This window comes from Ligaoa zhengdingensis, assembly GCF_014384885.1.
GTDB classification, from domain to species: domain Bacteria; phylum Bacillota; class Clostridia; order Oscillospirales; family Ruminococcaceae; genus Ligaoa; species Ligaoa zhengdingensis.
On sequence record NZ_JACRST010000053.1, the window covers coordinates 1 to 5,136 of the forward strand.

At 51.8% G+C, this 5,136-nt stretch carries 7 protein-coding genes; all 7 read left to right on the forward strand.

All coding sequences use genetic code 11. The features are described 5' to 3' along the window. Positions 1-145 precede the first annotated feature (145 nt). The 7 genes from H8711_RS13185 to H8711_RS13215 all read left to right on the forward strand — a co-directional run bounded on the left by H8711_RS13185 (position 146) and on the right by H8711_RS13215 (position 5,110). On the forward strand, positions 146-394 hold the full coding sequence (locus H8711_RS13185) for a hypothetical protein (protein ID WP_249283834.1): 249 nt from the start codon (positions 146-148) through the stop codon (positions 392-394). Then, positions 387-1,160, forward strand: a complete 774-nt coding sequence (locus H8711_RS13190; RefSeq protein ID WP_249283835.1) for a BRO family protein — start codon at positions 387-389, stop codon at positions 1,158-1,160. Before H8711_RS13185 ends, H8711_RS13190 begins: the two co-directional genes overlap by 8 nt. Further along, on the forward strand, positions 1,157-2,062 hold the full coding sequence (locus tag H8711_RS13195; RefSeq protein ID WP_249283836.1) for a DUF6017 domain-containing protein: 906 nt from the start codon (positions 1,157-1,159) through the stop codon (positions 2,060-2,062). Before H8711_RS13190 ends, H8711_RS13195 begins: the two co-directional genes overlap by 4 nt. A gap of 130 nt (positions 2,063-2,192) precedes the next feature. Next, positions 2,193-2,684 carry a PcfB family protein gene (locus H8711_RS13200; protein WP_249283837.1) on the forward strand — a complete coding sequence of 164 codons (492 nt, stop codon included), beginning with the start codon at positions 2,193-2,195 and terminating at the stop codon, positions 2,682-2,684. Next, positions 2,681-4,450 carry a VirD4-like conjugal transfer protein, CD1115 family gene (locus tag H8711_RS13205; RefSeq protein WP_249283838.1) on the forward strand — a complete coding sequence of 590 codons (1,770 nt, stop codon included), beginning with the start codon at positions 2,681-2,683 and terminating at the stop codon, positions 4,448-4,450. Before H8711_RS13200 ends, H8711_RS13205 begins: the two co-directional genes overlap by 4 nt. A gap of 134 nt (positions 4,451-4,584) precedes the next feature. Further along, complete coding sequence (locus H8711_RS13210; RefSeq protein WP_130869802.1) at positions 4,585-4,800, forward strand: Maff2 family mobile element protein; 216 nt, start codon at positions 4,585-4,587, stop codon at positions 4,798-4,800. Between the two features lie 94 nt (positions 4,801-4,894). Continuing rightward, positions 4,895-5,110 carry a Maff2 family mobile element protein gene (locus H8711_RS13215; protein WP_005934794.1) on the forward strand — a complete coding sequence of 72 codons (216 nt, stop codon included), beginning with the start codon at positions 4,895-4,897 and terminating at the stop codon, positions 5,108-5,110. Positions 5,111-5,136: the final 26 nt, after the last annotated feature.

The window sequence follows — 5,136 nt, forward strand, 5'->3', positions numbered from 1 at the left end:
CATCCGGGAAATCATCTGAACTACATCGTAAACGAAGAGGGTTTGTTTCTTCTCCAATTTGGAGTAAGAAGCAAACCCTCTTTTTTTGTTGCCCAAAAGCCGGAATATCTGCTGGCGATGCGGCGAAGGAAAGGAGTTTTTAAGCATGAAACGCATGACAGCCGGTGATCTGCAAGCACTGGAATTACTGATGCAGACCACACCCGGCTTTGATCATTTTGACAGCGGCGTGGATGGCATTCTTCCTGAGTGCCGTACTTGCCGCTTTCATCGCCCCTTCTGGAAATATCAGTCCTGCGTGTTTGCAGAGTGTCCCTACTGCTGCAATCCCGTTTCTACCCTCAAAAATCAAAGTGGCACATCTGCTGCCGGAAAGGAAGTCAATCATGGATAACAAAATCGAAGTCTTCAAGAATGAACAGTTTGGAGAAATCCGAACAGCCCTGATCGAAAACGAGCCGTGGTTTGTGGCGGTAGACGTGTGCAGGGCTTTGGAGATCGGCAATTCGTCACAAGCCATTTCACGGCTGGATGCGGACGAGAAGATGATTACCCTCATTTCAAATGAGGGTAATAAACGAGGCAATCCCAACATGACGGTGGTGAACGAACCCGGACTTTACACGCTTATTCTGAGCAGCCGTAAGCCCGAAGCCAAAGCCTTCAAACGCTGGATCACACATGAGGTCATTCCCACCATCCGCAAAACCGGTGGCTACATGACAGACTCCCTTCTGGAACGCATTCAGAAGGAACCGGCGGTCATCATGGAGTTCGCTCAGGCGTTGATTCTGGAAAAGAATCGCGTGAAGGCTCTTGAGTGTGAGCTGAACACGGCAAAGCCAAAAGCCGATTATTACGACGCCTTCATCAACCCGGATGACTGCACCAATATCCGAACGACGGCGAAGGAACTGAAAATCCCGGAGCGCAAGTTCGTCCAGTTCCTTCTCAGGGAGAAGTATCTGTTCCGATCTCCCTCCGGTCAGCTTCTTCCCTACAACAAGGACAGCAACGCCGGACTGTTCATCGTCCGCGATTTTGTGACGTACTGCTACACCGGTTCTCAGACCTACTTCACGCCGAAGGGCAAGGATGTCATTCGGATGAAATTCCAGAAAAAGTGCGGCGAAGAACTGCTTCCCAAGATGGCAAGGTGATTTTCGTGGCAGTCTATCGCGTAAACAAGAATCGTGGCTATACGGTCATGGCGAACTTCCACCTTCGAGACAAGAGCCTGTCACTCAAGGCAGTCGGTCTTCTCTCAAAGATGCTCTCGTTCAATGATGGCTGGAAGTTCTCAACCAAGGGGCTTTCCGCAATCTGCAAGGAAGGTCCGGATGCCATTCTTTCCGCGCTCCGTGAGCTTGAGACACACGGCTACCTCGTCAGGCACCGGCAGAGAGACGGTAAAGGCAGGATGAGCAGCACAATCTTTGAGATATACGAAGAGCCGCAGGAGTCCACGCCAGAACGGGAAATGCCACACACGGAAAATCCATGTGTGGAGAAGCCAGATGTGGATAATCCACACGGGGACAAGTCCGCACAAATAAATACTGATCAAGTAATTACTCAAGAAAAAAATACTCTCTCAAAGAACTATCAATCCATCAATCTTGATGGGATGGACAGGATGGATGAGCGAAGCGAGTATGAAGAGATTATCAAAGAAAATCTTGACTACGACATTCTCTGTCAGGATCCGAAGTTCGATAAAGACCGCTTCCGGGAGATCATGGACATCATGCTGGATGCCGTCTGCTCTACCGCTCCGACCATCCGTATCAATGGCGAGGATATGCCGCAGCAAGTGGTCAAGTCCCGCTTTCTCAAGCTGAATAGCAGCCACATAGAGTACGTTCTGGAAGCAATGAACAAGAACCCGTCAGACATCCGTAATATCCGGGCATACCTTTTAACCGCTCTGTATAACGCATCTTTGACGATAGACAATTACTACTCCGCCCTCGTCAACCATGATTTCTACGGGCAGGACAGAACGGCAGGGTCAAAGAAGCCGAAAGCCTACGATTATAGCCTTTGTGAAGACACTCTTTAATGAATACCATCGTGAGCATTGCTCGGAAAGGAGGACAGTGCAAATGAAAATCATCTATCGCCGGATTGTGCCGCCTTAGCGTCGGCAGCAGTCCCCATAATCATACCAAGGAAAGGAGGTAAACACAGCAATGCAGGATGAAGTCAACACCAAAGTTGTTGCAATCATGATCAAGGGCGGCAAGATCTCAGCCGAGGTGCTGAAAAAGGCACTGGACAAGTTCGTGCAGGAGATCGAGAAGGCGCAGAAGCAGATGCAGCAGCCCAAAACCTATCGCGGCAAGCAGTCCATCAAGCATCTGATGAGCCAGAACGCCGCTATCTCCAACATCGAAGTGACGGATGGCAACATCAAGTCCTTTGAGCGGACTGCCAGCAAATACGGTCTGGACTTTGCGCTCAAGAAAGACGTTTCCGTTGAGCCGCCCAGCTATCTTGTCTTCTTCAAGGGGCGGGACGTTGATGTGATGACCGCCGCCTTCAAGGAGTTCTCCGCAAAAACCGTCATGCAGAAGGAACAGCCGTCCATCCGGCACAAGCTGGATCAGGAGAAAGCTCAGAGCAAGGCGCAGCACAAGGAGAAGGTCAAGGTCAAAACCAAGGATCGGGGTGTGGAGCTGTGAACAAACCCGATGTGAAGAAGCTCGTTCTTCTGAACCTTCCGTATGTCTTCGCCTTCTACTTTGCAGATAAGATCGCCGCCGTGTTCCGTCTCGCACCCGGCACAGAGTTCATCGACAAGCTGACAAACGGTTTTGCCGTGTTCGGCACAGCCTTTGCAAATCCGCTGCCCAGCTTTCATCCCGTCGATCTGCTTATCGGGCTGATTGCCGGTGCGCTGCTCAAGCTGGCGGTCTACGTCAAGGGCAAGAATCGCAAGAAGTTACGGCAGGGCGAAGAATACGGATCTGCCCGCTGGGGCAAGCCGGAGGACATCAAGCCGTACATGGACCCGGAGTTCTCCAACAACGTCATCTTGACGCAGACAGAGTTCTTGACCATGAACAGCCGTCCAAAGCAGCCAAAATACGCCCGCAACAAGAACATCCTCGTCATCGGCGGTTCCGGCTCAGGCAAGACGCGCTTTTTCGTCAAACCTAACCTGATGCAGATGCACAGTAGCTACGTTGTGACTGACCCGAAGGGTACGGTGCTGGTGGAGTGCGGCAAAATGCTTGAAAAGGGCGGCTACGTCATCAAGTCGCTGAACACCATCAATTTCCGGAAATCCATGCACTACAACCCGTTCAGCTACATCCGCAGCGAGAAGGACATCCTCAAGCTGGTCAATACGATCATCGTCAACACGAAGGGAGACGGCGATAAGTCCGGCGAAGATTTCTGGGTCAAGGCGGAAAAGCTCTACTACACAGCTCTCATCGGCTACATCTGGTATGAGGCACCCGATCACGAGAAAAACTTTACTACCCTGCTCGAAATGATCAATGCCTCGGAAGCCAGAGAGGACGATGAGACATTCAAGAACCCCGTGGATGTCATGTTCGATGAGCTGGAAGCCCGCGACCCTGACCACTTTGCGGTCAAGCAATACCGTAAATACAAGCTGGCGGCGGGCAAAACCGCAAAGTCGATTTTGATTTCCTGCGGTGCAAGGCTTGCGCCCTTCGACATCGCAGAGCTGCGGGAGCTGATGAGCTACGATGAGATGGAGCTGGACACAATCGGAGACCGGAAGACGGCGCTGTTCGTCATCATTTCCGATACCGATGACACCTTCAATTTCGTCGTGGCAATCATGTATTCCCAGCTCTTCAACCTTTTGTGCGATAAAGCAGATGACGTTTACAACGGACGGCTTCCCGTTCATGTGCGCTGTCTGCTCGATGAGTTTGCGAATATCGGTCAAATCCCGAAGTTTGATAAGCTCATCGCCACCATCCGAAGCCGGGAAATCTCGGCGTCAATCATCTTGCAGTCCCAGTCTCAGCTCAAGACCATCTACAAGGATGCGGCTGACACCATCACGGGCAACTGTGACTGCACACTTTTTCTTGGCGGCAAGGAGAAATCCACCCTCAAGGAAATCAGCGAGGTGCTGGGCAAGGAGACAATCGACCTTTACAACACCTCAGAAACCCGTTCCAACAACAACTCCTACGGCTTGAATTATCAGAAGACCGGCAAGGAATTGATGTCTCAGGATGAGATCGCCGTCATGGACGGAGCCAAGTGTATTTTGCAGCTTCGCGGCGTGAGACCTTTTCTCAGTAACAAATACGACATCACGAAGCATCCCAAATACCGGCAGCTCTCCGACTACGACAAGCGGAACGCCTTTGACATCGAGAAGTACCGGCAGCACAAGCTGGTAGTCAAGCCCGATGACACATTCGACCTCTATGATATGGGCGAGGTCGAAGCGGATTAAAGCCCCGTCGCTGCACTGCGCAGTGGGTAAAGCCTGATGGCTCATCCCAAAGCAGAACAGCGACGGGGCTTCTTTTTTTATGCCCATTTTCAAAAATACACAACCAATCTTTTTCAAATCAAGGAGGAAAATCTATGGCTTTCATCAATCAGGCTGTCACGGTTCTTCAGACGCTCGTTATCGCCCTCGGTGCCGGTCTCGCGGTGTGGGGTGTTATCAACCTCATGGAAGGCTACGGCAACGACAATCCGGCGGCTAAATCTCAGGGCATTAAGCAGCTCATGGCTGGCGGTGGTGTGGTGCTGATCGGCACGACCCTCATCCCTCTGCTCTCCGGTCTGTTCGGTTAATCCGGCAGCCGCGCAGAAGTAACCATCGGGGCGGGTGCTGGAAAAGGCACTCGCCCTTCACAATTCACCAACGATTTAAGGAGGAAATTCAAGTATGGCATTTATCAATCAGGCAGTTACGGTTCTCCAGACGCTTGTTATCGCGCTCGGTGCGGGTCTTGCGGTGTGGGGTGTTGTCAACCTCATGGAAGGCTACGGCAACGACAACCCCGGCGCTAAGTCTCAGGGCATCAAGCAGCTCATGGCTGGCGGCGGTGTGGTGCTGATCGGCACGACCCTCATCCCCCTGCTCTCCGGTTTGTTCGGCTAATCCACGGCAAGCCCAGCTTAACCGAA

Excerpts from the sequence above, each read along its gene's own strand:
- H8711_RS13210 (WP_130869802.1), top strand. The coding sequence starts at position 4,585 with ATGGCTTTCATCAATCAGGCTGTCACGGTTCTTCAGACGCTCGTTATC.
- H8711_RS13190 (WP_249283835.1), top strand. The coding sequence starts at position 387 with ATGGATAACAAAATCGAAGTCTTCAAGAATGAACAGTTTGGAGAAATC.
- H8711_RS13200 (WP_249283837.1), top strand. The coding sequence starts at position 2,193 with ATGCAGGATGAAGTCAACACCAAAGTTGTTGCAATCATGATCAAGGGC.
- H8711_RS13185 (WP_249283834.1), top strand. The coding sequence starts at position 146 with ATGAAACGCATGACAGCCGGTGATCTGCAAGCACTGGAATTACTGATG.
- H8711_RS13215 (WP_005934794.1), top strand. The coding sequence starts at position 4,895 with ATGGCATTTATCAATCAGGCAGTTACGGTTCTCCAGACGCTTGTTATC.